The following is a 23,756-nucleotide window of genomic DNA, read 5'->3' as shown; positions in this document are numbered from 1 at the left end:
GACAGGGCGCCGAACTGCTCGACCCGGACGCCGAGGTCTTGTAGATGCCGCATCCCACTTCTATCCTTACGGGCAGGGGAAACCGACCCTGCGGAGTAGATATGATCTACGACAACTTGCTCGCGACGGCAGCGCAGGCGCCGATCACCAGCGGATTGCGGCAGGGCGAAGTATTCACGCCCTATGTCGATGTGGTCGAGCGGATCGATCGACTCGCCGTCGGCTTCATGGAATGCGGCGTCGAGCGCGGCGATCCCGTCGGCCTGCTGCTTCCGAACTCACCCGATCTCTTTGTCACTTCTTATGCGCTCTTCGCCATCGGCGCCATCGCAATGCCGCTGGCCGAGACGGCCACGCGGTCCGAACTCGCCACGCTCGTGCGAAAAACCGGACTCGGGGCCGTTGTCTCGACACCGGACCGTGCGGTTGTCGCCGAGACGCTGATCGCAGATGTGGCCCCCGGCATTCCCTTGTTCCTGACGAACGCGCTGCCCGAAGGAAGGACGTCCGCCCGGCTGCCGGAACTGCCGGGCGACACCACGGCGCTCTACCTTTTCTCGTCCGGCTCGACCGGGTCGCCCAAGGTGGTACCGCACACCCATGCCGAGCTCGTCGCCGATGGCGAACGAGCCGGCACGGCCTGGGACATCCAGCCCGACGATATCGTCCTCAATATCTTGCCCGGCAATTTTTCCATGGGCTTTCTGATGGGCACCAGGTACGCCGTCGCCGGCGGCGCAACGACGTTCTATTGGAGCGATCGTATGCCGCTGGCGCTTTCGCGCAAGAAGCTGCTCGACACCATGGTCGGCGAGCGCGTCACCTTCATGGGCGCCGTACCGGCGATGTTCGAAATCATCACCGGTCAGGCCGGCAGTTTCGATCTCGGACTGCGTATGGCCGTCTCGGGCGGCGTCGCCCTGAAGCGGCCGGTCTTCGAAGCGGTACGCGAGCGCCTCGGTGTCCCGCTTCGTCAATCTTACGGCTCCACCGAGGCGAGCATGGTCGCGCACAACAATTCCGCCGATCCCGACTCGAGCTGGGCCTCGGTGGGCAGGCCGGCGGGTGACGCCGAGGTCCGTATCATCGCGTTCGACACCGGATTCGGCCCCTCCGTCGGCGAAATGGAGGTGCGGTCGTCCTCGCTCATGCGGGGCTATCTCAACGATGACGTGGCCAATTCCGAGGCATTCGATGAGGGCTGGTTCAGAACCGGCGATCTCGCCTCGCTCGATGAAGAAGGTCGCATCTTCATCCGTGGCCGCAGCAAGCTGTTGATCGAAGTATCCGGGTACAAGATCGACCCCATCGAGGTGGAGGAGACGCTCATGACCCTGCCTGCCGTCGCCGAAGCCGCGGTGGCGGGTCTCCCGGACGGGCGCAACGGCAATCGGCTGATAGCGTTCGTCGTCAAAGAGGCGGATATATCGGCCGAGGAATTGATCCGTTACGCCCAGAAAACGTTGTCTTCTCAGAAGGTGCCGACCGAAGTCGCGTTCATCGATGCATTGCCGCGCAGCTCCGCCGGTAAGGTGCTGCGCGGGCGGTTGCTCGAGCTTCAGGCGGGCTGAGTCGCGCGCTGCGAGACATAGGTTGCTATTTTCGCGGGCGATTCGAACAGCTCCGCCTGTATCTCCGTCTCCGGGATGTCGATATCGAATTGTTTCTCGAGGAACTGCACCAGTCTTACCAGTTTGATCGAGTCCAATAACCCCGACTCGAGCAACGGGGTTTCACGAACGATCGGCGAATTGCCGGTTTCGGCCACCATGGCGGAGATATACTCGATTATCGGTTGTTCGATATCGTTCATCACACCAGCCCCTTACGTCGTCAACATACTAACCAATTTCATCGCGACCCGGAACACGCGAAAAGATGGGAGGGCGGCGGCTTGGCCGAAACGCGCCCGCTGGGCCAAAAAGAACAACTGCTGAACCATTTGCATGCTCGTGGTGGGCTGATCACCGTGCAGGTGCTGCATGTGCGCGGCCGCCTCGATCCGGCGCTGGTGAAGCAGGCGCTCGCCTGGCTACAGAGACGGCATCCGATTCTTCGCGCTCATATCCGCTACGGCAAGGTTGTCTGGCGTGGGGTGCCGCCGTTCGTCCATCGGCAGCCCTGGTTCGACACCGAGGGCACGACGGAGATCCAGTTCCGAGTGCTCGACGACACCGATCCGGACGCTTGGCGCAAGGTTTTCGCCTCCGATATTCGCACACCGATTCCGAAGGGCAACCATCCGCGCCTGCGGATAACACTTGTGCGGCAGTCACCGGACGCCGACCTCAACCACATCGTCATGTGTGCCGACCACGCGACGCTCGATGCCTACTCCGCCAATATGCTCTCTCGCCAGCTTCTGGAATTCCTGGCCGATCCTGCCGGGTCGCAATCGAAACCGCCGCCGAACACCGCGTTGCCACCGCCGGTCGAGGCCGGTTCGGCCGACAAGCCCGACAAGAGCGGGACGACCACCTATACGCCAGCCATTCGGCTACCCAAGCAGGAGGTACCCGATCCCAAGGAGGAATCGCGAGTTCTGGCGCGTCGCCTCGAACCCGCCGTCACCGCAACGCTCGAGGATGCCATCAAAGCCAACAGGACGACACTGCACGGTGCGATAACGGCGGCCTTCCTGCTCGCCATCCGCCGGCGGTACCGGCTCGACACCATGACCGTGTTGTCCACGGTCGACCTCCGGCGCTTCGGTGAACTGGCGCTGCCGGACGAGACCTGCGGTTGCTACGCCGACATCCTGCGTACCGAGCATCGGATAACCGATGACTTCTGGGCGACCGCCCGGGACGCTTCGTTCAAGCTGATCGCCACGATGGCCAAGGACGGGGACTCCGCCTCGATCATGGAGTTCCCGGATTGGAAAGTGTATCGGCGCGAGGTCCGCCCGACGGTCCGGAACAACCGGCGTTTGGACGGACTCGGTGTCACCACGGTAGGCGAGTCCGGCCTTCGGGCCGGCTACGGTGGCTACGCGCTCGAGGACATCACCAGGGGCGTTTCCCTCGATATGTTCGGCCCGTCATTGTTCGTGATCGCCAACAAGTGGCACGGTGGCCTCGATCTGAGCGTCGCGTACGCGGCGACGGCGATGAGCGATGACGAGGTACGGTGGCTGACCGATGATGCGGTGGCACGGCTCGAAAGTGCCGGATGAGGATGCCGCACCGTTCGCAGCACCCGGCTTGCCCGGCTAGTCCGCAGTGAGTTTGGCGGGCATGGAGCGGTAGGCGTGCAGGTTCACCAGGCGACGGGGGATCGGCGGGCCGTCCAAGCGCAGATCCGGATATCGCTCGAAGAGGGTGCGCAGGGCGATGATGCCTTCCATACGGGCCAGCCGATACCCCAGGCAACCGTGTATCCCACTGCTGAACGCGAGATGATCCGAGGCGTTGGCCCTGGTCACGTCGAATCTTTCGGGATCGGGGAAGACGCCGGGGTCGTAGTTCGCGCCCGCCAATGCCAGTAGGACCAGGGAACCGCGCCTGACGTGCTGATCGGCGATGTCGACATCACAGTTGGCTACCCGGCCGGTGATCCGCACCGGGCAGTCGTAGCGCAGGATCTCCTCGATCGCGGCCGGCCACAGGTCCGGTTGCGCCATCAGCAATTCCAGTTGATCCCGATGGCTGGTCAACAGTGCGATTCCGTTGCCCAGCATGTTCACGGTCGTCAGAAATCCGGCGTCCAGCAGCAGGGCGGCGTTGGCTATCTGTTCGCGGCGGGTGAGTTCGCCACTTGTCACCAGCACCGTGAGCAGGCCGTCGGCCGGTTCGGCGTCGAGCCGGTCGATGCGCTGTTCGAAGTACTGCTTGACCTCCGCCAGTTCCTTGGTGGCCTGGCGATACATGGTCCAGGGCAGGGCTCGGTCCACCAGCGGCGCGCTGTTGAGGCCCCACTTCAGCATGGTCGAATGCATCTCGGGGGGAAGTCCGAGGATCCCGGCGATGATCGCGACGGGCACCTGTGTGGCGAAGTCCTCGACCAGATCGGGGCGCGGTTTCGAGGCCAAGCGCTCGATCAGGTCATCGGTTACTTCAACGGTCCGTTGCTCCAGTTTGCCGATCGCCCCCGGACTGAACGCGTGCCCGACCAGGCGTCGGTACCGGGTGTGGTCCGGCGGATCGGTCGCCAGCATCGAGGGTGGTTCTGTGAGGTTGGGGAGTTCCTGATCTGTCTTGGCGAGCACCCAGCGGACCGGCTTCGGAATGGCGGGATGGTCGGGCGTGATCGTGCCGAAGCGCTTGTCTCGTAGGATGAGACGACACAGTTCGTAGTCTGTGGTGACGTACGCTCCCGACAGCATGGGCAGACGGCCCCGCCGTCGGATCTCCTCGATGAACGGCGACGCGCCGAGCAAACGGTCCTGGCCGAAAGCGATCTGTGCGAGGGGGTCGCCCCGGCGCGCCGACACACGCAGATACGCCCGTGCCAGGCCGTGCAGGAACAACCAACGGGTCCACACGCGAGTCGACATGTCACCTCCGCTCTCGGCCTGTCCTCAGCATAGCCAATAGCTATGCTGAGGGATTGCTGTCGGCGAGGATCGTGCGTATGCGTGGTAGGCCGCCGCTCGCAATCCGACGCTCCGCTATCCGTGGTCGATCCCGGCGGCCGCGGCGATCTCGGCCCGGAAACGCGGGCATTCGGTGAAATCCTCGTAACGGCAAGTGAGTACGTGGTTGATCAGGTTCTTCGAGGTCTGGATTCTGGTGAGCTGTGCGTCGAGTTCGTCCAGATGGGATCGCAGGACGCGGCGCCGGCCGGGGCCGTCGCAGGCGTCGAGCAGTTCTCGGGTGCGGACCAGGCCCAGGCCGACCTGCTTGCTGTGCAGGATCAACGCCACCCGGGCGAAATGTGACTGCGTGTAGCGGCGGCGACCGCTGACTCTGGTGGCGGGGGTGAGCAGGCCGACGCTCTCCCAGTGGCGCAGGACATGGGTGGCGAGGCCGAACCGGGCGGCCAGTTCGCCGATGGAGTAGGTGGCGTCGGGCCGTTCGGGTATCGACTCCACGGCGTCGGGGGTTGACTTCATGTTCACATTAACTTGCAGTCTGGGTTCGGACGTCAAGCACGAGACCCAGGAGCGACGATGACGATGCCCGGTGCGGCCGAGATGTGGAACGAGCGGTATGCGCAGCCGTTCACCTCCTACGGCACCGAACCCAACGACTATCTGCGGGAAGTGGCCGATCGGATACCGGGCGGACCGGTGTTGTGTCTGGCAGAGGGGGAAGGGCGCAACGCGGTGTACCTGGCCGGTCGCGGATACTCCGTGACCGCTGTGGACCTCTCGGAAGTGGGGCTGGCGAACGCCCGGGACCTGGCCGCGCGACATGGGGTGGAGATAGCGACCGTGGTCGCCGATATCACCGAGTTCGATATGGGCGAAGCGCAGTGGTCGGGGATCGTCTCCATCTGGGGGCATCTGCCGTCGGCGCTGCGGCCCGGAGTGCACGCGGCGTGTGTGCGGGCGCTGCGGCCGGGCGGTGTATTCGTGCTCGAGGCCTATACGCCACGCCACCTGGACCGGCCCGGGGTCGGAGGGCCGCCGGTCGCGGACGGGATGCCGACGCCGGAGGAGTTCCGCCGCGATCTGACCGGGCTACGGCTGGAGCACTGCCGAGAGGTCGACCGCGATATCGCCGAGGGGGCGTTCCACCACGGTCCCAGTGCGACAGTGCAGGTTCTCGCGGTGAAACCGGGCGGTGACCCCACGTAACGCGTTGGTGTTCGGCCGCTGTAGGTGACAGCGTGCCGCGTTCACGGCTGGTACTGCGCCCGCCGGGCGAGGATGGACGCCACCCCCGCGGCGGCGGCCTGCACCGATGCCGCATGGGCTTCGGGGTGGAACCGGGTGACCGGACCGGTCACCGAGATCGCCGCCAGCGGCCGATCGTCGGAGCTGAGCACGGGGGCCGCCACGCAGACGATGCCGGGTGCGGACTCCTCGTGCTCGAAGGCCACGCCGCGTTCGGCGATCTGCGCGAGCTGTACCCGCAGCAGGCCGGGTGCGACCACGGTGCGCGGAGTGCGTCGGGTCAGCGGTCCGGCGAGGATTCGGTCGATGGTCTCGGGGCCGGAGTGGGCGAGCAGCGCCTTGCCGATCGCGGTGCAGTACAGCGGCATCCGCCCGCCGATCCGGGACGGGGCGCGGGCCTGCCGGTGGCCGCCGATCTTGCTGATGTAGACGACCTCGTCGCCGTCGCGCACGCCGAAGTGCACGGTTTCGCGGGTTCGGGCGAACAGGTCCTGGAGGAACGGGACGGCGACCTCGAGCAGCGTGCGCTCGGTGGCCGCTCGCATGCCCAGTTCGAACAGTCCGCGCCCGAGCCGGTAACCCTCGGATGACGAATTCAGCAGGCGCGCGGTCACCAGGTCTCGGCACATCCGGTGCACGGTGGCCTTCGGCAGCCCGGTGCGGCGGGTCAGTTCGGATAGTCCGACGGCCTGATCCTCCACCCCGAACGCCTCCAGGATCAGCAGTGCCCGGCCCAGGACGGAACGCTGGTCGAGGTGGTGATCCGGCATGGCGGCCCTTCTGGTGAGGCTGGTCCAGTCAGTGGACCACATTACTGTTCAGAGCCGCTCCGAGGGTGTGCACTGAGCAGACCCCGACGAAGAGGAGAACGGAGGTCGTGGTGGCCACCACTGTCGACAGCATCAGCGACAGCGGGCCCGGTGTCGACGAGTCGATCGTCGCCCGTGCAGCGCTTCGCCTGATCACCGCCGCGGAGACGCGCCGGACCTGTGCCCCGCTGCGGGACGGGTTGATAAGCCCGGACGATGTCGCCACCGCCTACCGGATCCAGGAGCGGTTCAATGCCGCCCGGGTCTCCCCGGAGGTCACGGTGGTCGGCCGCAAGATCGGCGCCACCTCGCAGGCCGTGCAGCAGCAGTTGGGTGTGGACCAGCCCGATTTCGGTGTCCTGTTCTCCGATATGGCGTACTCGGACGGTGATGTGATCCCGATCGACCGGCTCCTGCAGCCGCGGGCCGAGGCCGAGATCGCGTTCATCCTGGGCGAAGACCTCGCCGAGGGGCCGCTCGATATCGACCAGTGCCGCGCGGCGGTGGCCGAGGCGGTGGCCGCGCTGGAGATCGTGGACAGCCGCATCACCGACTGGAACATCTCCTTCGCCGACACCGTCGCCGACAATGCCTCGAGCGGTCTCTACGTACTCGGCACCGAGCGCCGGACCCTGGACGACTTCGAGCCGGTCGACGTCGCCATGAGCATGCGCATCGACGGGGAAGAAGTGTCCACCGGTAACGGCGCCGCCTGCCTCGGCGACCCGCTCAACGCCCTGTCCTGGCTCGCGCAGCAGGCCCGCACCTTCGGTGAGCCGCTGCGGGCGGGACAGGTGATCCTCTCCGGCGCGCTCGGTCCGATGCGGCCGCTGCACCCGGGCGCCACCGTCACCGCCGCCATCTCCGGCCTCGGGACGGTCACGGCTTCGTTCACCACCGCTTCGGAGGTCTCCCAGTGAGTGACAACAACACGCGCACCAAGGTCGCGATCATCGGATCGGGCAATATCGGCACCGACCTGATGATCAAAGTGCTGCGCCATTCCCGGTTCCTGGAAATGGGCGCCATGGTCGGTATCGACCCGGAGTCCGACGGGCTCGCCCGGGCCGCCCGGTTGAAGGTGCCCACCACTCACGAAGGGGTGGAGGGCCTGATCGCGCTGCCGAACTTCGACGAGATCGAGATCGTCTTCGACGCCACCTCGGCCAAGGCGCACAAGCAGAACCACGAACGGCTCGCGCCGCTGGGTAAACGCCTCATCGATCTGACCCCCGCCGCCATCGGGCCGTTCGTGGTGCCGCCGGTGAACCTCGAAGAACACCTCGACGCGCCGAACGTGAACATGGTGACCTGTGGTGGTCAGGCGACCATCCCGATCGTGGCCGCGGTCTCCCGGGTGGTGCCGGTGGCCTACGCCGAGATCGTGGCCTCCATCGCCTCGAAATCCGCCGGGCCGGGCACCCGCGCCAATATCGACGAGTTCACCGAGACCACCGCGCACGCCATCGAAACCGTGGGCGGCGCGGAACGCGGCAAAGCGGTGATCATCCTGAATCCGGCCGAACCGCCGCTGATCATGCGCGATACGGTCTTCTGCCTGGTGACCGCCCCCGACGCCGATTCGCACGAGCAGATCAAGGCCTCGGTGGCGAAGATGGTCGACGATGTGGCGGCCTACGTGCCCGGCTACCGGCTCAAGCAGGAGGTGCAGATCGACGCGATCCCCTCGGACCAGCCGGTGCACACCCTGCTCGCCAAGGACAACGACTCGTTCCCGACCCATCGGGTGTCGGTGTTCCTCGAGGTCGAGGGCGCGGCCCACTACCTGCCCGCCTACGCCGGCAACCTCGACATCATGACCTCGGCCGGACTGCAGGTCGCCGAGCGGATCGCGCAGAACACCCAGCAGAAAGAAGGTGCCCGATGAGCGAGCCCGACGCCGTGCCGACCGTTTTCGTCCAGGACGTGACCCTGCGCGACGGTATGCACGCCATCCGGCACCGGATCACCCCGGAGAACGTCGGCAAGATCGTGGCCGCGCTCGACGCCGCCGGTGTCGACGCCATCGAGGTCGCGCACGGGGACGGTCTGGCCGGCGGTTCGGTGAACTACGGACCCGGGTCGCACAGCGACTGGACCTGGCTCGAGGCCGCCGCCGCGAACCTGAAGAACGCGCGGCTGACCAGCCTGCTGCTGCCCGGTGTCGGAACCGCCGAGGATCTGCGGCGGGCCTGGGGCCTGGGTGTGCGCTCGGTGCGGGTGGCCACCCATTGCACGGAGGCCGATGTCGCCGCCCAGCACATCGCCACCGCCCGGGAGATCGGGATGGACGTCTCCGGATTCCTGATGATGAGCCATATGGCCGAACCGGCGCAGTTGGCCGCGCAGGCCAAGCTCATGGAGAGCTATGGCGCGCACTGCGTCTATGTCACCGATTCCGGTGGCCGCCTCACCATGAACGGTGTGCGTGACCGCATCCTGGCCTACCGCGATGTCCTCGACCCGGCGACCGAACTCGGTATCCACGCCCATGAGAACCTGTCGCTGTCGGTGGCGAATTCGGTGGTGGCCGTGGAGAACGGGGTCACCCGGGTCGACGCCTCGCTGGCCGGTCACGGTGCGGGTGCGGGCAACACTCCGATCGAAGCGTTCGTGGCGGTCGCCGATGTGCTGGGCTGGAAGCACGGCTGCGATGTCTTCGCGTTGCAGGACGCCGCCGACGACCTGGTCCGGCCGCTGCAGGACCGCCCGGTGCGGGTGGACCGGGAAACCCTCACTCTCGGCTACGCCGGGGTGTACTCGAGCTTCCTGCGGCATGCCGAGGCGGCAAGTGAGCGGTACGGGATCGATGTCCGGACCCTGCTGATGGAGGCCGGCCGGCGTCGGCTGGTGGGCGGTCAGGAGGACATGATCGTAGATATCGCGCTCACCATGCTGGCCGAGCAGAAGGCCGAACAGCAGCCCGCCTGAGCGTTCCGCGGCGGTTCGAGTGGCGGAGTCCGCCGCGGCGAACCGGAAGAGTGACGGCCCCGGTCTTCGACCGGGGCCGTCCGTGTAGCCGGCGCGGCCCGGTAGGTGACCCACATCACTGATCGATGCTGTCAGGAATTCGCACGCTGTCTCGTTCAGGAAGCACGCGAACCAGACAGGAGCGAACCATGCCGCACCGCATCGTCGTCCTCGGGGCCGGATACGCCGGAGCCTTCTCCGCCGGATACCTGGCCCGCCAACTCCACTCCGACGATTTCGAGATCACCGTCGTCAACGCCGAACCCGATTTCGTGGAGCGGCTGCGCCTGCATCAGCTCGCGGCCGGTCGGGACCTTCCACACCGGCCGCTGTCGCAGGTGTTCGCGGGCACCGGTATCCGGCTGCGAACAGCGCGGGTGACCGGCGTCGATGCCGAGCGCCGGAACGTCACAGTCGCCGACGCCGCGGGCGCCGACCGGCTCGCCTACGACACTCTCCTGTACGCACTCGGTAGCACCGCCGCCGAGCACGGCGTCGCGGGTGTCGCCGAACACGCTTTCCACGTGGCCACGCGGCCGGCCGCGCTGCGCCTGCGTACCCGCTTGGACGAATTGGGCGAGGGCGGGAAGGTTCTGGTGGTCGGTGGCAATCTGACCGCGATCGAGACCGCCACCGAGATCGCCGAAGCCCGGCCGGGACTGCGGGTCGATCTCGTCACCGGCGGCGAGCCGGGTGGGTGGCTGGGGCCGAAGGCTCGCCGTCACCTGCTGCGCGCCTTCGACCGGTTCGGTATCACGATCCACCAGCACACCACCATCGAACGCGTCGAGGCGTCGGCAGCGGTTGCCGCCGACGGCACCGTTTTCGCATCCGACGCGACCGTGTGGACCGCCGGTTTCGCCGTCCATCCGATTGCCGCCGCCAGCGGCCTCGAAGTGGTGGCAGGCGGACAGATCAGAGTCGACCGTCAGATGCGTTCGGTCTCGCACCCCGATGTCTACGTGGCCGGTGACAGCGCCTTCGTCATCGGTGACAACGGCCGGCCGTTGCCGATGTCGTGCGCTTCGGCGGGATTCACCGGTATGCAGGCGACGGCCGCGATCATCGGGGACCGGACCGGGCGCAAGGTCGAGACGACCGCGCTGACCTATGTCGGCAACCACATCGGCCTCGGCCGCAAGGACGGGATCTTCCAGCTGGTCGACGGTGACGCCGGCGCGAAGTCCGGGGCATTGCGCGGCCGGCCGGCGGCCCTGGTCAAGGCGGCGATCGTGGCGACCAGCGGCTGGGCCATCAGCCACCCGACCTTCGGCAAGCGGAGTCACCGGTACCGTGCGGCGACCACGGGAGTGCCCTCGGCCGCTCTGGTCGCCGGATAGAGTCCTGCCCGTGGACACTGCCACCGTGGCGCGATTCGAGGCCAGCCGCAACCGGCTGGCCTCGCTCGCCTATCGGCTGCTCGGCTCGGCCGCCGACGCCGAGGACACCGTGCAGGACGCCTTTCTGCGGTGGCAGGCCGCCGACCGGGAGTACATCGACGTGCCCGAGGCATGGCTGACCAAGATCGTCACCAATCTGGCGCTCGACCGGCTCCGTTCGGCGCGGGTGCGGCGTGAACGCGCGGTCGGCGCCTGGATGCCCGAACCTCTCCTCGACGGCGACCCGATGCTGGGCCCGGCCGATACCGTCGAGCAGCGCGAATCGGTGACTCTGGCGGTGCTGACGCTCATGGAGCGGTTGTCACCGATCGAACGGGCCGTCTACGTGCTGCGCGAGGCCTTCGCCTACAGCCATGCCGAGATCGCCGAGTTCCTCGGTATCACCGAGGCCGGGAGCCAGCAGCACGCCCATCGGGCCCGGCGCCGGATCACCGCCGCCGGCCATGCCTCCGATACCGACCCGGCGTCCGCTCGTCGGATCGTCGAGGAGTTCGTCGCTGCCGCGTCCTCGGGCCGGACCGAACGGCTGGTCGAGCTGCTGACCGACGACGCAACCGGCATCTCCGACGGCGCCGGGCTGCGGTGGGCCGGGAAGCTGATCAGGTACCCCACCCCGCAGCGGATCGCCGCCGCGATCCGGGCCGGCTTCGCCCCTTCTCCGGCCAAGCGCAGACTCGCCGGCGGCTCGCCCGCCATCCATGCCGCCGTGGTCAACGGCAGCCCGGCAATGCTGGCCACGCTCGCGGACCGGGTCGTAGGCGTGGTGATCCTGGAACTCCGTGGCGATCGGATCGCGGGTGTGCGCGGTATCGCCACCGCGGCCCGGCTCGATCGCCTCAGCGCGGAATGGCAGCGGCAGGAGCACGAAGTTCCGCTGATCGAATCGTGGTAGCCGGCCGGAGATCCCACGGCGGTCCGTCGGTTTCCGGCCGGCGGATACCGCGGCCGGGCGGCGCCGACGGCCCGGATCGCAGGCGTACCCCGGAAATCTCTTAGCCGGTCGCGGGGCGGGAGCGCACGCCGCCGTGCGCGATCTCGTGGACGGCCGGACGCAACAGTTCGACGATTCGGTCGGTGGCGGCATCGGATACGGCATCCAGGTGCAGCAGGTGGCGGCCGATGACGACGCCGATGGTGAGTGCCCCGATCAAGCCCGCGCGCAGGTCCGCGTCGTCGGGATCGAGGTGTTCGGCGGCCTGCCGCTGCCGGGCCGTCATCGCCGCGCGCACGCTCTGCGCGGTATCCGAATGGGTGAGCATGGTGCGGATGGCGGCCAGGGTCGCGTTATCGGGTTCGCCGTCGATCTTCGCCGCCAGCGCGGCGAGTAGTTGTTCGGCCGCTTGTTCCGGTGTGCCGCTGATCGGGGCGTCGGGTTCGGGGACCGCGACCCGGGCGAACAACTCCTCCTTCGACCCGAAATACCGCATGACCAGGCTGGGGTCGGTCTCCGCGGCGGCTGCGACGGCGCGGATCGTGGTGCGCTCGTAGCCGGATTCGGCGAACAGGCGGGTGGCCGCCCGCAGAATGCGTTCCTGGGTGCGCCGCCGTTGTTCGGCTCGGGTCGGCTGGGTTTCGGACACCCGACCAGCCTAGGTCCCGCACGCTCGCGACCCGGGCGCGCGACCGATTGCATTCAGGCAACGACCGTTGACCGAAATTGCGGCGACTGCTAGCTTCGGACTACAAGCGTTGACTGAATGAGGTGGTGCCGATGTGGCCGACAGTGGTTACGGCTTTCGCGGCGGGCGTGCTGGGCACGAACGCGTTCCCGCACTTCGCGAAAGGAATGATGGGAGAGGAGTTCCCGAATGTCACCGGGAACGCGCCGGTGCGCAACGCGGTCGCGGGAGTGCTCGGCCTCGTCATGGCCGCACTGCTCGGATACGCGGCCGATCTCGGGGCGTACCCGTGGCCCGGATTCGTGGCGCTGAGTATCGGGGCACTCGTCATGGCTGTTTTTCACGGGATGCGCGGGGCATTCTGGTTGAATCGGGTGCTGGGCAAACCGATCCCCGCCCCGGTGTATGCGCACCGCTGATCGGCGGGGTGCGGTTCGGACGCGGAGGACGTGCACATGGCCGCTTGGGACGACGAGGTCATCGAGGAATTCCGGGCCGGCGAGGGGCACGTCGGTGGGCCCTTCGCGGGCTACGATCTGCTCCTGCTCACCACCATCGGCGCGAAATCCGGCCTGCCGCATACGAAACCGGTGATGTATCTGCGGGACGGCGACCGGCTGGTGATCGTCGCTTCCAATGCCGGGTCGCCCCGGAATCCGGCCTGGTATCACAATCTGCGCGCGAATCCGACGGTGACCGTGCAGGTGGGCGCCGAACTCTTCCAGGCCGATGCCGAGGTGATCGAGACCGGACCCGAACGCGATCGCCTGCACCTCGCGATGGTCGCGATCCTGCCCGCGCTGGCCGAGTACGAGCGCACCGCGGGCCGGGTGGTACCGGTTGTCGCGCTCACCCCGCGCGTGCCCGGGGGAGCGGGATAGCAGCTGAGTCCGTAGCGGGCGGAGCTGCGCCGATGGCTGTGCATTCGTCGCGATGCGCTCGGTGCGGCGTCCCCGGCGCCGCCCGAGAGCGGGCGGGGCCGATGCGCCGACCCCTACAGCTGCCGGGACCAGTTCTGGCCCAGCAACTCCCGGCCGAAGCTGTGATGGTGGTGTTCGTCGTCGAGCTCGAACCCGGCCGCCAGGTAGATCCGGCGGGCCGAGGAGAGCACGCTGTTCGTCCAGAGCGTGATCCGGTGGTAACCGCCGGCGCGCGCGAAGTCCAGGCAGGTCGCGACCAGCCGGTTGCCCAGGCCGTGGCCGCGCGCTTTCGGATGGACCAGCAGAATGCGCAGTTTGGCGGTGTCGTCGGTGTCGCCGCGGGTGCAGAGCACACATCCCACTCGTTCGCCGTCGAGGGTCGCGATCCAGCCCGCCTCCCGGGCGGGATCGTGGGCGGTCGCGTAACCGGCGATTATCTCGGCCACGAGGGCTTCGAAGGAGATGTCCCAGCCGAATTCGGCGGCGTAGAGCTCGCCGTGGGCCTGTACCACCCAGCCCAGATCGCCCGGCTGCCCCAATGCGCGGATTGCGAGGTCGCGCGCCGGTTCGACGTCTGTTGCGGTCATGACTGCTCCTCCTGATGCGATAGCGGATGCCCCCAACTGAAACGACTGTTTCAGTGGTGTCAGAATGCACGCATGGTGGACTCGGGCGCAACCCCCTCGGCGCGGCAGACCGAACTGCTCGAAGCGGCCTATCGGTACGTGCTGGCCCACGGCCTGGGAGAGATGTCGTTGCGACCGCTGGCGGCGGCCATCGGGACCAGCCCGCGCGTGCTGCTCTACCTGTTCGGCAGCAAGGACGGTCTGGTACGCGCGCTGCTCGCCCGGGCCCGGGCCGAGGAACTGGCCCAGCTGTCCGCAGTGCACGCTTCCGCGACCGGGGAAACGGAAGATCGGCTGCCGCAGGTCGTCGCCGTGCTGTGGGGCTGGCTGGCCGAACCGTCTCGGCGCTCCCTGCTCACCCTATGGCTGGAGGGCTACGTCCGTTCGCTGGTCGAACCGGCGGGGCCGTGGGCCGACTTCGCCCGGGAAACCGTCGAGGACTGGCTGGAGGTGCTGTCCGCGGCTCAGCCCCCGCGCGTACGGGACACTTCGGAAGGCCGTGCCGAGCGCACCCGGGCGCTTGCGGTATTGCGCGGCGCGCTCATCGATCTGCTCGCGACCGGTGACACCGACCGGGTGAACGCGGCAGTGCGCTCGCAGTTCGGCGGCCGGACGGGCGGCCGGGCCGGAGTCGCATCCGCGCCGGCCGGCGCACCCGGCGAGTAGCCGGTGGGCGGAGGGCTCGTCGTGGGCGATTCCGTCAGCGCGGGCCGAGGAACAAGGTCTGGGTGCTGCGGCCCAGCGGGCCCGACTCGTCGAACAGCGCGGACTCGGCCAAGCCGATGCCGTGCGGCTGCGGATGGGTGACGGCATCGAGGCAGACCCATTCGCCGGCCGGTTGGCGGTGCAGGCTGACGGTCAGATCGGTGTTGATGAATAGATAGCGCTCCCAATCGAGGACCGCGCTGACACCGTTTCCGGAATCCGCGGCGGCGAGGGTGCGTTCCAGTGGGCTCGGCGTGGTCCCGGCGACGATCGGGTACTTCAGCCGGATCCAGCACACCGCGGGGCCGGGTTCGCTGAACGAGCCGGTGACGTAGCGGTATTCGATACCGGTGTGGAATCCCACGGGCTGGGTGGAGGGGAACGGTTCGGGGTCGGGCGTCTGATCGGGGCCGGGACGGGCTCCCGTCGGTAAGAGGTGTTCGGGGATCTCGAGTCCGGGGTCGGCGAGTTTGAAGCGCCACGCGGTGGCCCGCATCACCGGACCACGGTCGGTGGCCAGGGTCGCTTCGATCAGCTCCACGCTGCGTCCCGGGCGTACGAGGTGGGCCTGCGCGGTGAGCGGGGTCAGGGGGACAGGTCCGAGGATCTCCACGGCGACGCGGCCCACCTGGAAGCCGGGCCGGGGTTCGCATCGTTCGATCACATGGCCGAGCAACGCGGAGGGTGGTCCGGCGTGCTGGGCATCGGGCGACCACGGACCGCGAGTGAGCTCGGTGGAGACGAACCGCTGCGGGTCCACCGGGTCGGGCAGATAGAAGGCCTCGTTCACATCGTTGTCCGTTCGTCCGGTCGGCGGTCGTGCCGTCTGTTCGATCTCCGTTCCGACCGTACCGCCGGGACGTCCACGCGCCGTGGGGTGGTTACCCGGGGCCGGCGACGAGTGCATGCTTGCATGCAAGCTTGTATCTATGAGCTAGAGTGGCTGCGTGCGGACATCGTCGTACCCGGCCGAAACGCCCGGGCAGAGTGCAGCGGATCGGGCCTACCTGCTCACCAAAGAACTGGTCCTTTCCGGTGAACTGCCGGGCGGCCACCTCTTCAGCGAAACCGAGATCGCGAGTCGGCTGGGGTTGAGCCGGACCCCGGTCCGGGAGGCCTTCGTGCGGTTACAGGCCGAGGAACTGCTGACCCTGGTGCCCAAACGCGGCGCCATCGTCGCACCGGTCCCGCCGGGCGAGGCCGAGGACGTGCTGGACGCCCGCGAAGCCGTCGAAACCGCGGCGTTGCGGCGCCTGCTCCGCACGCCCGAGCGGGTTCCCGCCGCCGCCGACCGGCTGCGCGACGCGCTCGAGGTCCAGCGCCGGTACGCCGAAGCCGGTGACATCGATGCCTTCGCCGAGGCGGACGAACTCTTCCACCGCACCCTGGTCGCGGCGGGCGGTAACGCCCTGCTGATCCGCTTCTACACAGGGCTGGCCGACCGGCAGCGCCGGATGAATGTGGCCGCGCTCGGCCCGGTGCCCGATCTCATACCCGTCGTCCTGCGACAGCACGGCGAACTGGTCGCCATCATCGAATCGGGTGACGAGGCCGCCTTCACCACCGCTCTGCGCGCGCATCTGGACGGGACCCACCGGCGATGAGACAGGGTTCGTGGCACGCGGCGGTGGCGGCGATCTTCGTCTGCGCCTGGGGCGGTAACCAGTTCACGCCGTTGCTGGTGATGTACCGGGACCACGGTTACTCCGCGCTGCTGGTGAACGCACTGCTCGGTGCCTATGTCCTCGGTCTGGTGCCGGGCCTGCTGCTCAGCGGCGGGCTCTCCGCACGGTTCGGGCGGCGCCCGGTGGCGGTCGCGGGGGTGGTGGCCTCCCTGGTGGCCAGTCCCCTGCTGGCGGGCGGGGCGTTCGGTGTCGGCTGGCTCGTGCTCGGCCGGTTGATCACCGGTTTCGGGGTGGCCGTGGCCATGGCGGTGGGTACCACCTGGACGACCGAACTCGCCGTCCGGGCCGGGTACGGTCCGGCGGCCGGTGCCCGGCGGGCCGCGCTCTGGCTGACGCTGGGTTTCGGCTTCGGCGCGGGCGTCGCGGGAGTGCTGGCCCAGTGGGGTCCGGCGCCGATGGTGCTGCCCTATGTGGTGCACGCCTTGCTCGCCGCCGCGGTACTGCCCGCGGTGCGGCGGGCGCCGGAGACGCTGCCGGCCGGGACGGGTGCGCCCGGGCGATTCACCGGTCTGCGGCATCCGCGGTTCCGGCGGGTGGTCGTGCCGATGGCGCCGTGGATCTTCGGCTCTGCCGGAGTGGCCTACGCGGTGATGCCGCAGCTCGTCGGCGACCGTGTCGGGCACTGGGGTCTGCTCTATTCGACCACCGTCACCGTCGCCACGCTCACGGTCGGCGTGCTGGTCCAGCCGCTGGCCAAACGGCTGGACCGCGCCACCAGTGCGCGGGCGGTGGTGGTGGCCATGTCGGTCATGTCGGCCGGGCTGGTGATCAGCGCGCCGGCCGCGATGGTCCGCTCGCCCGTCCTGGCCCTGGTCGCCGCGCTCGCCCTCGGGTGCGCGTACGGGATCGCGCTGGTCTCCGGCTTGCTGGAAGTGCAGCGGCTGGCCGCACCGGAGGAACTGGCCGCGCTCACCGGGGCCTACTACGCCCTGGCCTATCTGGGCTTCCTGCTGCCCTCACTGCTGAGCCTGCTCAGCCCGGCGGCCGATTACCCGGTGCTGCTCGGCGGGCTGGTGCTGGTGGCGCTGTCGGGGACCGCGGTGATCGCCCGGTACTCCCGGTCGCATCTGCCCACCGCGACCGCGGCCGAGAAACAGCTGGTGCCGGCCACCTGAGCACCAGCGCTCGATCGGTGACCCGGGGTCGGAATCCAGGTCTGCGCGGAGTCGTAAGTGCGACCGAGGCGCAGGCGCGCAAGTCGTAGCCCGGCTCGAACAACTCCCGCGACGCCGAACCGCGGCCACCGGCGTGCCGGGACTCGGCGGTCGGCGGTTCAGAGATATGGGGTGGGGATCTCGCGGACCGAGAAGCGGTAGTCTGCCTGGCGCAGCAGTTCGCCGGGGTCGTCGGTGGGCGGGTAGATCCACCACTCGTTCACCTTGCGCTTGCGTACTTTGGCGACCTCGCCTGTCGCGGCCACCCGCCGGTCCCAGCCATTGGTGAAAACCGCTCCGGCGGAGCCGAGGTCGAGGCAGGTGACGTAAGGCGCCGGCGCGAACGGTACGGCCGGGAGCCCGAACAGATCGGCGGCGGCGTTGTGGCCCGCGAACTTCCCGAGTTGCAGCGCGTGCTGGCAACACTGCAGTACCGGGTGTCCCGGCTCGGCGTGTGCCGCCGCGGTATCGCCGGCCGCGTACACGCCGGGAACCCCGCGAACCCGGAGCTGCTCGTCCACTGCTAACCGGCCCAGTCCGTCGCGCTCGGCAGGGATATCGGCGGTGACCCGGCTCGCCCGCATCCCGGCGGTCCAGACCACCGTGCGGGCCGCTATCCGGGTGCCGTCGGACAGAGTGACGCCGTCCGCGTCCAGCGCGGCCGGACTCACGCCCAGGCGTTGCTCCACACCCAGGGTCGCCAGGGCCGCGAGGATCTGTGGCCGGGGGCCGGGGCCGAGCTCGGGCCCGACCGTATCGGCCCGCTCCACCAGAACGACGCGGACCTGCTCGTGCGCGGCGAGCGCGCCGAGCCGGTCCACCAGTTCGGTCGCTGTCTCGAGCCCGGTGAAGCCCGCGCCGACGACCACGGCGGTGAAGCGCCCCGCGCCGGACGGCAGCTCCGGGAGCCGGCGCAGATGGGCGTCCAGCGCCGCGGCGGCCGGGAGGGTATCCACATTGTGGAGCAGCGCGGCACCCGGCAGGCCGGGACGTACGAGCCGGCTCCCGGTGGCGATGATCAGGCGCTCCCACGGGATCTCTTGCGTCTCGCCGTCTCGTCCGACAACGATCACGGTCCGATGCGCGGTATGTACCGCGGTCGCGGTGCCGGCGATCCGGCGTACCCCGACCGGTCCGAGGATCCGGTCCAGTGATACCCGCATGCGGTCGGGTTCGGGCTGGTAGAGGCGTGGCCGGATCACCAGATCGTCGCCGGGGTCGATCAGGGTGACGGGCAGGTCGCGTCCCGCCGCGCGGGCGAGCCGGACCGCGGCCGCGGCGCTCCACACTCCGGCGAAACCGCCACCCAGCACGACGATTCCGGACATGTCATCCTCCTGGGGCTTCGGTGATCGGGATGAGAATCTTCTCTATCGGAGACCCGCGGCGATCCGGCGCCCGGTAGGCGGGGCCGGGCCTGTCGCGAGATCAGGGGTTGGTGAATTCGCGCCGGGTGCGCTCCGCCGCGGACGCCGGGGCTTCGGCGGCGAGGTCGGCGATGGTCTGGGCGGCGAGTTCCCGCCGCCACGCCAGTTCCGCGCGGCGCATGGCCTGCGAGATCCCGCACGGACGGGTGAACTCCGCACCCGGGCTGCGCCCGCTGCCGCCGCGCTGCCGGATCTCGGTGCAGCGGAACGGGTCCACCCCGCCTTCGACGGCGGTGACCACATCGAGCAGGGTGATCCGTTCCGGTGGCCGGGCCAGGCCGAAACCGCCGCGTACGCCCGGGGTTGAGGTGAGAATCCCGGCGCGCACCAGCGCCTGCAGCCGTTTCTTCAGGTACTCCACCGGTAGGTCGAACCAGGCGGCCAGCCGGGCGATCGGTACCGGCCATCGGTCGTCGAGCCAGGTCAGCGTGACACAGCAGTGCAGGCTCCACTCGACGCCCTCGCCCATTTTCATAAAAAGGGATACTAACTATCCCGGTTGGAGGTCGCAAGGACGCAGTGCTCACCTTCCGGCCCGAGACGACCGCGCCTGACCGGCGGCGACCGCTGACTCCGGCGGCGGGGGTGAGCAGGCCGACGCTCTCCCGGTGGCGGGGGACATGAGTGGCGAGGCCGAACCGGGCGGCCGGATCGCCGATGGAGTGGGTGGCGACGGACCGTTCGCCTCGGGCGCACCGCGGCGGCCTTCTCGGGAAGCGGCGTAGCCCGCGAGGGCGGATTCGATCGCGGGTCGCCGTGGGAATTGTGGCTCGGAATCGAAGGCACGGTTTCGCCGCCCGCCCTCATCGCGGGCGGCGAATGCGCGCCGGCTCACGGCGAGTGCGGCGGGGTGCTCGCCGGTTCCGCGACCGGGCACGGCTCCCGCGTATCGGTGGGATGGCGCGGACGCGCTCGCCGCGGAGGTTCACCGACTCCGGTCGTCCGGGCGACTCGCCGTACGGCACTGAATGTAGAGAGCCCGGGGGATTGCGGTCCAACACCAATTAGGGATGGATCGATACAGGAAAGGAATCGGGACCGGCGAAAGAGTCGTGGTCGGCGCCTTCCAGTTCCGTCATCAGCCGGGTGAAGGCCGGGTTCTCGTTGCCATGGCGCCACACCAGATCCAGCTCCACCTGGGCCGGCACCCCCTCCAGCGGGCGATAGACCACGTGGTCGAACCGCATACCGGTGGCCGATTCCGGCACCAGCGCCACGCCCCAGCCCAGATTCACCAACGCCAGGATGCTGTGGATCTGGGTCATGTACTGGGTGATCACCGGGATCACGGCCGCCGCGTGCAGCACGGTGGTGATCAGGTCGTGGAAGTACCGCGCCTCGACCGGCGCGTGCATCACCATCTCCACGCCGTGCAGCGCGGTCACCGGGATCGGTCCCGCCTCGGCCGCCAGTGCGTGATCCGCGGGCAGGGCCGCGATCAGCCCCTCGCGCACGAGGGTGCGGGTGGTCAGGTCCGGCCGGGTGATCGGCGGCCGGACCATACCCAGATCGAGCGCCCCTTCCGAGAGCGCCTCCACCTGGTCCATGGTCACCATCTCACGTAACTCCACATCGACATCGGGTAGTGCCGTCCGTGCCGCGGCGAGTACTCGGGGCAACCCGGAGTGCACGCTCGCCCCGGTGAATCCCAGTCGCAGGACTCCCCCGGTTCCGGCCGAGACCCGGCGCACCGCGAGGGTGGCCCGCTCGGCCTGCTGGAGCAGCCGACGGGCATCGAGCAGGAAGGCGCGACCGGCGCGAGTGAGCTTCACCGAGCGGTTGGAGCGGTCGAACAGTTCCGCGCCGACCTCCTTCTCCAGAAGCTGGATCTGCCGGCTCAACGGCGGCTGCGTCATCCGCAGGCGTTGCGCCGCCCGCCCGAAATGCAACTCCTCGGCCACGGCGACGAAATGGGTGAGTTGGACGAAGGTGAACATTCGATACCGACCTTGTATTGATAGATATGTAATCAGTGTTGGACGTGAATCATAGGGCTTCCTAGGGTGAGGGCAGAAGGTCACCCTCGAACAGGAGCGCACAGCCATGACCACAGCCCCTCCCCAGGAAATCGCCCGGAAGCTGGGCTCCGGCCTTCTGTCCTTCCCGGTCACGCATCTGCGCGCCGACGGCTCGTTCGACGAAGCCGCCTACCGGGACAACATCGCCTGGCTCGGTCAGTACGACGCGTCCGGGCTGTTCGCCGCGGGCGGCACCGGCGAATTCTTCTCCCTCACCCCGGCCGAGGTCGAACAGGTGGTCACCGCCGCGGTACAGGAGGCGCCGGACGGCCTGCCGGTCATCGCTCCCGCCGGATACGGCACCGCGACCGCGGTCGAAATGGCGCGCGCCGCGGAGCGCGCCGGTGCGAGCGGCATTCTGCTGCTGCCGCCCTACCTCACCGAGGCGAGTCAGCAGGGCCTGGTCGACCATGTGCGGCAGGTCTGCGCGGCCACCGATCTGGGCGTCGTGATCTACTCGCGGGCCAACGCCGCCTACTCCGAATCCGCCGTCGCCGAACTGGCCGACCGCTGCCCCAATCTGATCGGGTTCAAGGACGGTATCGGCAATATCGAACAGATGACCCGCATCTACGCCGGGGTCGGCGACCGGCTCATCTACGTCGGCGGCCTGCCCACCGCGGAGATGTTCGCCCTGCCCTACCTGGCGCTGGGCGTGACCACCTACTCCTCGGCGATCTACAACTTCCTCCCGGAATTCGCGACCGACTTCTACCGGGCCCTGCGCCGCGGCGACAATGCCTTCGTGGTGAATGCGTTGAACGAATTCGTGATCCCGTACTGCGACCTGCGTAATCGCAAACCCGGCTACGCGGTGAGCATCGTCAAGGCGGGTATGAAGGTCATCGGCCGACCGGCCGGTCCGGTGCGCAGCCCGCTGACCGATCTCGACGAGACCGAACTCGCCGAACTGGCCGACCTCGTGAAGAAGGTGAGCCGATGACCAGTACCGAAACCGAACGCCTCACCGGCGCGAACCTGCTCGGCGGCACCGAGGTCCCCGGTACCACGGGGGCTTTCCGCGCGGTGAATCCGGCGACCGGCGCCACGCTCGAACCGGAGTTCCGCGAAGCCGACGCCGCCACCATCGCGCGGGCCGGGGCGGCGGCCTGGGCCGCCTTCGCGGAATACCGGGCCACCGACTTCGCCCGGCGCGCGGCGTTCCTGGACGGCATCGCCACGGAGATCGAGAACCTGGGGGAGGCCCTGGCGCAGCGGGCCATCGCCGAATCCGGCCTGCCCGAGGCGCGTATCCGCGGGGAGATCGGCCGCACCACCGGGCAGTTGCGACTGTTCGCCGAGGTGGTGCGGGAGGGCAGCTGGACCGGCGCCCGGCTCGACCGGCCCGACCCGGCGCGGACGCCGCTGCCGAAACCCGATCTGCGCCAGCGCCGGGTCCCGGTGGGACCGGTGGCGGTATTCGCCGCGAGCAACTTCCCACTGGCCTTCTCCGTGGCGGGCGGTGACACCGCCTCGGCGCTGGCGGCGGGCGCACCGGTGGTCGTCAAAGCGCATCCGTCGCATCCGGGCACCTCCGAACTGGTTGCCCGCGCCGTGCTCGCGGCGGTCCGGGCGCACGGTCTGCCCGAGGGGACCTTCGCGCTGGTGCACGGCGGCGTGGAAACCGGCCTCGCGCTGGTCCGGGATCGGCATATCCGCGCGGTGGGCTTCACCGGATCCCGGCAGGCCGGCCTGGCACTGGCCGCGGCCGCCGCGGCCCGGCCGGTACCGATCCCGGTATACGCCGAAATGTCCAGCGTGAACCCGGTCTTCGTACTGCCGGACGCGCTGGCCGAACGCGGCGCGAGCCTGGGCGCGGAATTCGTCGCCTCGCTGACCACCGGCGTCGGGCAGCTGTGCACCAGCCCGGGCCTGGTTTTCCTGGCCGACGGACCCGGCGCCGACGAATTCGTGGCCGCGGCCACCGAGGCGATCGGCGCGGCCGCCGGTGCGCCCATGCTGAACAAAGGGATCGCGTCGTCGTTCGCCGCCGGTATCGAGCGCCTGGCCGGCACCGAGGGGGTGCGGCTGGCCGCCACCGGAATCGCGGGCACGACCAGTTGTTCGGGTGACCCGCATCTGTTCGTCACTACCGCAGCACGTTTCCGGGCCGACCGCGCACTCCAGGACGAGGTGTTCGGGCCGAGTTCGATCATCGTGCGCGCCGCCGATACCGCGGAACTGCTGGCACTGGCCGGGGAGCTGGAAGGCCAGCTCACAGCCACCGTGCACGCGACCGCCGCCGATCGGGAGATCGCCCGGCCGCTGCTCGGGGAATTGGAGCTGATCGCGGGGCGGGTGCTCTTCGACGGCTGGCCCACCGGTGTCGAGGTCGGGCACGCGGTGGTGCACGGCGGTCCCTTCCCGGCGACCACCGCCCCGGCCACCACCTCGGTGGGAACCCTGGCCATCGAACGTTTCCTGCGGCCGGTGAGCTACCAGAACGTGCCGGAGGAACTGCTCGCCGACGAGATCCGGGCGGACAACCCGCTCGGGATCTGGCGGCGGGTGGACGGGGCGGTCACGCGGGACTGATCCCGTGGGCGTCGAGCGGAATTCGGCCCCCGCCAGCGGATCCGGGGCGGGTCCCGCCGCACGAGCCGTACCCGATCGGTGGCGGACCGGTGGCGCGGGAACACCCGCC

The 23,756-nt window shown here is 68.9% G+C and carries 25 protein-coding genes; 15 read left to right on the top strand and 10 right to left on the bottom strand.

The annotated features are described in order from the left end of the window. Nucleotides 1–101 precede the first annotated feature (101 nt). Nucleotides 102–1,571 (top strand): class I adenylate-forming enzyme family protein, encoded by a 1,470-nt coding sequence (locus NS4_RS13920; protein ID WP_063059924.1) that lies wholly within the window; start codon nucleotides 102–104, stop codon nucleotides 1,569–1,571. Here the strand turns inward: NS4_RS13920 and NS4_RS13915 are convergent. Then, a complete protein-coding gene (locus tag NS4_RS13915) occupies nucleotides 1,559–1,813 on the bottom strand; it encodes an acyl carrier protein (protein ID WP_063059923.1) in 255 nt (84 codons plus the stop codon). The two genes, NS4_RS13920 and NS4_RS13915, sit on opposite strands and share 13 nt — an antisense overlap. On the opposite strand from NS4_RS13915, the gene NS4_RS13910 reads away from it, so the two are divergent. Continuing rightward, on the top strand, nucleotides 1,796–3,175 hold the full coding sequence (locus NS4_RS13910; protein ID WP_218020344.1) for a phthiocerol/phthiodiolone dimycocerosyl transferase family protein: 1,380 nt from the start codon (nucleotides 1,796–1,798) through the stop codon (nucleotides 3,173–3,175). The two genes, NS4_RS13915 and NS4_RS13910, sit on opposite strands and share 18 nt — an antisense overlap. A gap of 36 nt (nucleotides 3,176–3,211) precedes the next feature. Here NS4_RS13910 and NS4_RS13905 read toward each other — a convergent pair whose 3' ends face one another. Both NS4_RS13905 and NS4_RS13900 read right to left on the bottom strand, forming a co-directional pair. Continuing rightward, complete coding sequence (locus NS4_RS13905; RefSeq protein ID WP_063059921.1) at nucleotides 3,212–4,495, bottom strand: cytochrome P450; 1,284 nt, start codon at nucleotides 4,493–4,495, stop codon at nucleotides 3,212–3,214. Between the two features lie 114 nt (nucleotides 4,496–4,609). Further along, complete coding sequence (locus tag NS4_RS13900) at nucleotides 4,610–5,053, bottom strand: MerR family transcriptional regulator (RefSeq protein WP_063059920.1); 444 nt, start codon at nucleotides 5,051–5,053, stop codon at nucleotides 4,610–4,612. Nucleotides 5,054–5,110: 57 nt separating this feature from the next. Here NS4_RS13900 and NS4_RS13895 point away from each other — a divergent pair, with 57 nt between their 5' ends. Further along, a complete protein-coding gene (locus NS4_RS13895) occupies nucleotides 5,111–5,740 on the top strand; it encodes a class I SAM-dependent methyltransferase (protein ID WP_218020343.1) in 630 nt (209 codons plus the stop codon). A 41-nt stretch (nucleotides 5,741–5,781) separates the two neighbouring features. On the opposite strand, the gene NS4_RS13890 is transcribed toward NS4_RS13895, so the two are convergent. Beyond that, entirely contained in the window at nucleotides 5,782–6,549 is a 768-nt protein-coding gene (locus NS4_RS13890; RefSeq protein ID WP_063059919.1) for an IclR family transcriptional regulator, read from the bottom strand. A gap of 131 nt (nucleotides 6,550–6,680) precedes the next feature. On the opposite strand from NS4_RS13890, the gene NS4_RS13885 reads away from it, so the two are divergent. From NS4_RS13885 to NS4_RS13865, 5 genes are all read left to right on the top strand, one after another. Beyond that, entirely contained in the window at nucleotides 6,681–7,508 is an 828-nt protein-coding gene (locus NS4_RS13885) for a 2-keto-4-pentenoate hydratase (protein WP_063059989.1), read from the top strand. Beyond that, nucleotides 7,505–8,476, top strand: a complete 972-nt coding sequence (locus NS4_RS13880; protein ID WP_084487208.1) for an acetaldehyde dehydrogenase (acetylating) — start codon at nucleotides 7,505–7,507, stop codon at nucleotides 8,474–8,476. The genes NS4_RS13885 and NS4_RS13880 overlap by 4 nt, the downstream gene beginning before the upstream one ends. Then, nucleotides 8,473–9,519 carry a 4-hydroxy-2-oxovalerate aldolase gene (gene dmpG, locus NS4_RS13875; protein WP_063059918.1) on the top strand — a complete coding sequence of 349 codons (1,047 nt, stop codon included), beginning with the start codon at nucleotides 8,473–8,475 and terminating at the stop codon, nucleotides 9,517–9,519. The genes NS4_RS13880 and dmpG overlap by 4 nt, the downstream gene beginning before the upstream one ends. Before the next feature lie 188 nt (nucleotides 9,520–9,707). Then, complete coding sequence (locus tag NS4_RS13870; protein WP_063059917.1) at nucleotides 9,708–10,898, top strand: NAD(P)/FAD-dependent oxidoreductase; 1,191 nt, start codon at nucleotides 9,708–9,710, stop codon at nucleotides 10,896–10,898. A 10-nt stretch (nucleotides 10,899–10,908) separates the two neighbouring features. Continuing rightward, nucleotides 10,909–11,850 (top strand): sigma-70 family RNA polymerase sigma factor, encoded by a 942-nt coding sequence (locus NS4_RS13865; RefSeq protein WP_063059916.1) that lies wholly within the window; start codon nucleotides 10,909–10,911, stop codon nucleotides 11,848–11,850. A gap of 100 nt (nucleotides 11,851–11,950) precedes the next feature. Here the strand turns inward: NS4_RS13865 and NS4_RS13860 are convergent, their stop codons facing one another. Next, entirely contained in the window at nucleotides 11,951–12,538 is a 588-nt protein-coding gene (locus NS4_RS13860; protein ID WP_063059915.1) for a TetR/AcrR family transcriptional regulator, read from the bottom strand. 131 nt (nucleotides 12,539–12,669) lie between these two features. Here NS4_RS13860 and NS4_RS13855 point away from each other — a divergent pair, with 131 nt between their 5' ends. Together NS4_RS13855 and NS4_RS13850 are read left to right on the top strand one after the other, a co-directional pair. After that, the gene (locus NS4_RS13855; RefSeq protein WP_063059987.1) at nucleotides 12,670–12,996 is read left to right on the top strand and encodes a hypothetical protein; all 327 of its coding nucleotides are present in this window, start codon (nucleotides 12,670–12,672) and stop codon (nucleotides 12,994–12,996) included. A 36-nt stretch (nucleotides 12,997–13,032) separates the two neighbouring features. Then, on the top strand, nucleotides 13,033–13,458 hold the full coding sequence (locus tag NS4_RS13850; RefSeq protein WP_063059914.1) for a nitroreductase family deazaflavin-dependent oxidoreductase: 426 nt from the start codon (nucleotides 13,033–13,035) through the stop codon (nucleotides 13,456–13,458). Between the two features lie 113 nt (nucleotides 13,459–13,571). Here the strand turns inward: NS4_RS13850 and NS4_RS13845 are convergent, their stop codons facing one another. After that, the gene (locus NS4_RS13845) at nucleotides 13,572–14,084 is read right to left on the bottom strand and encodes a GNAT family N-acetyltransferase (RefSeq protein WP_063059913.1); all 513 of its coding nucleotides are present in this window, start codon (nucleotides 14,082–14,084) and stop codon (nucleotides 13,572–13,574) included. 72 nt (nucleotides 14,085–14,156) lie between these two features. Here NS4_RS13845 and NS4_RS13840 point away from each other — a divergent pair, with 72 nt between their 5' ends. Then, nucleotides 14,157–14,789 (top strand): TetR/AcrR family transcriptional regulator, encoded by a 633-nt coding sequence (locus tag NS4_RS13840; RefSeq protein ID WP_084487206.1) that lies wholly within the window; start codon nucleotides 14,157–14,159, stop codon nucleotides 14,787–14,789. A 34-nt stretch (nucleotides 14,790–14,823) separates the two neighbouring features. Here NS4_RS13840 and NS4_RS13835 read toward each other — a convergent pair whose 3' ends face one another. Next, entirely contained in the window at nucleotides 14,824–15,735 is a 912-nt protein-coding gene (locus NS4_RS13835) for a thioesterase family protein (protein ID WP_084487204.1), read from the bottom strand. 40 nt (nucleotides 15,736–15,775) lie between these two features. Between NS4_RS13835 and NS4_RS13830 the strand changes: the two genes are divergently transcribed. Next, nucleotides 15,776–16,432: a GntR family transcriptional regulator gene (locus NS4_RS13830; protein ID WP_063059911.1), complete on the top strand. Its 657-nt coding sequence runs from the start codon at nucleotides 15,776–15,778 to the stop codon at nucleotides 16,430–16,432. After that, nucleotides 16,429–17,628 carry an MFS transporter gene (locus NS4_RS13825; RefSeq protein WP_063059910.1) on the top strand — a complete coding sequence of 400 codons (1,200 nt, stop codon included), beginning with the start codon at nucleotides 16,429–16,431 and terminating at the stop codon, nucleotides 17,626–17,628. The genes NS4_RS13830 and NS4_RS13825 overlap by 4 nt, the downstream gene beginning before the upstream one ends. 158 nt (nucleotides 17,629–17,786) lie before the next feature. On the opposite strand, the gene NS4_RS13820 is transcribed toward NS4_RS13825, so the two are convergent. The 3 genes from NS4_RS13820 to NS4_RS13810 all read right to left on the bottom strand — a co-directional run bounded on the left by NS4_RS13820 (nucleotide 17,787) and on the right by NS4_RS13810 (nucleotide 21,031). Then, nucleotides 17,787–18,995, bottom strand: coding sequence for an NAD(P)/FAD-dependent oxidoreductase (locus NS4_RS13820; RefSeq protein WP_084487202.1), 1,209 nt, complete (start codon nucleotides 18,993–18,995; stop codon nucleotides 17,787–17,789). A 100-nt stretch (nucleotides 18,996–19,095) separates the two neighbouring features. Beyond that, nucleotides 19,096–19,569, bottom strand: coding sequence for an RrF2 family transcriptional regulator (locus NS4_RS13815; RefSeq protein WP_063059909.1), 474 nt, complete (start codon nucleotides 19,567–19,569; stop codon nucleotides 19,096–19,098). A gap of 529 nt (nucleotides 19,570–20,098) precedes the next feature. After that, entirely contained in the window at nucleotides 20,099–21,031 is a 933-nt protein-coding gene (locus NS4_RS13810; RefSeq protein ID WP_063059908.1) for a LysR family transcriptional regulator, read from the bottom strand. 106 nt (nucleotides 21,032–21,137) lie between these two features. Here NS4_RS13810 and kdgD point away from each other — a divergent pair, with 106 nt between their 5' ends. Together kdgD and NS4_RS13800 are read left to right on the top strand one after the other, a co-directional pair. Further along, nucleotides 21,138–22,055: a 5-dehydro-4-deoxyglucarate dehydratase gene (kdgD, locus tag NS4_RS13805; protein WP_063059907.1), complete on the top strand. Its 918-nt coding sequence runs from the start codon at nucleotides 21,138–21,140 to the stop codon at nucleotides 22,053–22,055. After that, nucleotides 22,052–23,647, top strand: a complete 1,596-nt coding sequence (locus tag NS4_RS13800; RefSeq protein ID WP_063059906.1) for an aldehyde dehydrogenase (NADP(+)) — start codon at nucleotides 22,052–22,054, stop codon at nucleotides 23,645–23,647. The genes kdgD and NS4_RS13800 overlap by 4 nt, the downstream gene beginning before the upstream one ends. Nucleotides 23,648–23,756 lie beyond the last annotated feature (109 nt).

Origin of the sequence: Nocardia sienata NBRC 100364 (assembly GCF_001613205.1) — a bacterium.
Classification (GTDB): Bacteria; Actinomycetota; Actinomycetes; order Mycobacteriales; family Mycobacteriaceae; genus Nocardia; species Nocardia sienata.
Note: the sequence above shows the minus strand (reverse complement) of the source record. Positions and strands in the feature narration are given on the sequence as shown.